The organism is Rhizobium ecuadorense (assembly GCF_001187535.1).
In the GTDB taxonomy this organism is placed as follows: Bacteria; Pseudomonadota; Alphaproteobacteria; order Rhizobiales; family Rhizobiaceae; genus Rhizobium; species Rhizobium ecuadorense.
The window spans coordinates 1-396 of the sequence record NZ_LFIO01000967.1 but is presented as its reverse complement, the minus strand read 5'-3'; the positions used below and the strand labels follow the sequence as shown (position 1 = coordinate 396).

The following is a 396-nucleotide window of genomic DNA, read 5'->3' as shown; positions in this document are numbered from 1 at the left end:
AAGGTCAGGGCTCTTCTTAGCGCGCTAGACGGCAACTGGCGTCCGCTACTTCTGACCGTAGTCTTTACCGGCATGCGATCGTCGGAGTTGCGCGGCCTGCGCTGGCAGGATGTGGATTTCCAACGCGGTGAGATCAACATCCGTCAGCGCGTCGACCAGTACCGCGAACTCGGCCCGCCAAAGTCAGAAGCTGGGAGACGAACCATTCCAGTGCCGCCGCTTGTCATCAACACGCTTAAAGAGTTGAAACTCAAGCAGGGGAATAAGCCGGGCTTTGTGTTCGCCAATCCGGATGGTGATTCCCGTTCACATGCTAACGTCGTGAAAAAGGGCCTCCAGCCGGCGATGGTGCGTGCGGGCGTAACGGTCGATACCGGTAACCTCGACAAGAGGGGC

1 protein-coding gene is annotated in these 396 nt (G+C 58.6%); it reads left to right on the top strand.

The genetic code is table 11. The features are described from left to right. On the top strand, positions 1-396 hold a 396-nt coding region (locus AF337_RS18085; RefSeq protein ID WP_152971119.1), incomplete at both ends, for a site-specific integrase.